This is a genomic window from Klebsiella sp. NPDC088457, from assembly GCF_044900465.1.
Taxonomy (GTDB): domain Bacteria; phylum Pseudomonadota; class Gammaproteobacteria; order Enterobacterales; family Enterobacteriaceae; genus Klebsiella.
This window is the reverse complement of the sequence record NZ_JBJDNH010000115.1, coordinates 1-1,448: the sequence shown is the minus strand read 5'-3', so window position 1 is coordinate 1,448 and position 1,448 is coordinate 1. Positions and strand designations below refer to the sequence as shown.

The following is a 1,448-nucleotide window of genomic DNA, read 5'->3' as shown; positions in this document are numbered from 1 at the left end:
TTAAACCGTTTTCATGATGAACATGGCTGTTTCAGTGATGAATACCGGACATTTTAACCATGCAGTTCACCGTATACAGTAATACCGGTAAAAGCACCGTTTATCCTCTGCTGCTCGATGTCACGAGCGATATTATTGGACAACTGAACCGCCGGATAGTGATCCCGTTGCTGCCTGTTGAAAAATATCCGGCAGGCCGCCGCCCGGATCGCCTTGTCCCCGTGGTCAGACTGACGGATGGCCAGGAATACGCGGTCATGACTCACGAGCTGGCGAGTGTCCCTGTCCGGGCTCTGGGGGCGGTGTTCTGCGATGCTGCTCAGTATCGCTCTCAGGTAAAGGCCGCCATAGATTTCCTCATTGACGGCATTTAGTCGTGACTGCCGGGAGCCTGCTCCAGTTCGGTTATCGTACGGAACAGAAACATCTCGCGGTTTTTCGCATCAAACGGAACCGGAAAACTGTTCCTCATCACTGTCCTGATGCTGTCAAACAGTCTGCCAAGCGACACGAGAGTTTTATCGTCCGGCATGACATACATGGCATAGTGCCAGCGTCCGGCATCGCTGGCCGCCAGATGACTGTTAATAATATTGATGTAGCGTGCACGGGTTTTCAGCGAGCGCTCGGTTTCCACCGCAACGATGGCACCGCTGCTTAAGGTAATAATGCCGTCCGGTCGGTGCCGGACACCCGGATACCGCGCCATAAACGCCCCCCGGTCGCCGTTAAGCCAGCCTGTACCGCCTTTTTCCTCAAGGGCGAGCCTCACACGCTGGTTTAACAGGCGATGCTCCAGCGTCCAGTATTTGAGCTTTCCCGGCTCAAAATAAGCGGGAAAAACAGGGTCATCCGCGTTAACCACCCTTGCCAGCCCCGGCATGGTTATTCCCCACAATGATTTTTTCCCGGTCAGTACCGGATATTCATGTTTACTCAACAAGCCCTGCGCAACCACTTTATTCAGCAGGTTATACATGGCATGGTTATGTTTTCCTTTATAGCCGACGACTTTTTTTAAGGTCGAAAAGTCAGAGAAAGTTTCTTCCTTAAGAAAATTCAGCAGTGCCTCCATTCTCCGGTTTGCGGCTTCATTTCTTGCAGCAACGTTATGAATAAGCACGGGTAGCCTCACAGGTTAATGGACGGTTTGTGAACCTGCTTATCTTTTTCGGTATACAGCGGGTTTTTATGCTCAAATGAAAGCAGGTCGATATATTGCTTTTTCGCTGGTATATGAAAAAGTTTTGTCGCTTTCGCCAGATCATTCTGGGTAAAAACAAAACCGACAAACTTCGGCAGATTGAGGAGCATATTGCTGTCGATATAATAGCGTTCAGCCTGGCGGATCATACGGTCAGTTTCCATTTTCTCCGTCAGGGCGATATCCGTTTTCACTTTCCTCATCTCATCGTCAACCAGAATAGAGCCGGTCATTCTCGCCACCC

The 1,448-nt window shown here is 50.3% G+C and carries 3 protein-coding genes and 1 pseudogene; 2 read left to right on the top strand and 2 right to left on the bottom strand.

Annotation, left to right across the window (positions count from 1 at the left end; all coding sequences use genetic code 11):
- Together ACI2JR_RS28255 and ACI2JR_RS28250 are read left to right on the top strand one after the other, a co-directional pair.
- Positions 1 to 57, top strand: a 57-nt coding sequence (locus ACI2JR_RS28255) for a type II toxin-antitoxin system CcdA family antitoxin (RefSeq protein ID WP_462480106.1), incomplete at its 5' end; no start/stop codon positions are given.
- A 2-nt stretch (positions 58 to 59) separates the two neighbouring features.
- Positions 60 to 374: a CcdB family protein gene (locus ACI2JR_RS28250; RefSeq protein WP_462480105.1), complete on the top strand. Its 315-nt coding sequence runs from the start codon at positions 60 to 62 to the stop codon at positions 372 to 374.
- On the opposite strand, the gene mobC is transcribed toward ACI2JR_RS28250, so the two are convergent.
- Positions 371 to 1,123 (bottom strand): MobC family replication-relaxation protein, encoded by a 753-nt coding sequence (gene mobC, locus ACI2JR_RS28245; RefSeq protein WP_462480104.1) that lies wholly within the window; start codon positions 1,121 to 1,123, stop codon positions 371 to 373. The genes ACI2JR_RS28250 and mobC overlap by 4 nt on opposite strands.
- An 8-nt stretch (positions 1,124 to 1,131) precedes the next feature.
- A pseudogene (locus tag ACI2JR_RS28240) lies at positions 1,132 to 1,448 on the bottom strand (MFS transporter); the annotation flags it as partial.

What these genes read in the sequence shown, in the direction of transcription:
- ACI2JR_RS28250 (WP_462480105.1), top strand. Translation starts at nt 60, where the DNA reads ATGCAGTTCACCGTATACAGTAATACCGGTAAAAGCACCGTTTATCCT.